At 64.3% G+C, this 529-nt stretch carries 1 protein-coding gene; it reads left to right on the top strand.

Going from position 1 to position 529, the window contains the following annotated elements:
* The coding region (locus Q7C21_RS22945; protein ID WP_375151230.1) for a hypothetical protein at window positions 1–529 on the top strand (529 nt) is incomplete at both ends.

Genomic DNA, 529 nt, shown 5'->3' on the forward strand with positions numbered 1-529 from the left:
AGGTGCCCAGCTGGCCACCTTCGAGGCGAGCACTCGCACGCTGACTCAGCTCGCCGACGCGTTGCTGGGAGCCGGGTCGGTGCATGCAAACCTTGCCGGGACCGGTTCCACCTTTGACCAATTGAGCCGGCCGATCAACGATGCGGCAACCGCCTTGCTGATTCGCCTAGAGCAGGCCCCGGGAAAAATGATTTCCGGTAGCGATGTGCGCAGGCTGCGTGATGACCTGGGCGAATTGCTGCAGGCCTCGGCCTTAGAGGTCGATAGTTCGCAGGCAGTTGACCGCTGGCGCAAGGCCGAAAAGCAGCTGGCCACACACGGTAAAGCGTTGACGCACAGCCTGCGCCGCTACCCGCGCGGGAAAATCCCCGCCGTGGCGCAGGTTCCCGCACAGCATCTGCAGTTGCGGGAGAGTTTGGGCCTACAAACCGCTGAGCAGTCCAGCGCCCTGTACCAGTTGGGGCTAGCCAACGCGCTGGTCCGTGCCACCTTAGGCGATACGCTCGCCTCCGATACTCGGGTGGCGCCG

This window comes from Pantoea sp. ANP04 (assembly GCF_041982285.1).
Taxonomy (GTDB): domain Bacteria; phylum Pseudomonadota; class Gammaproteobacteria; order Enterobacterales; family Enterobacteriaceae; genus Pantoea; species Pantoea eucalypti.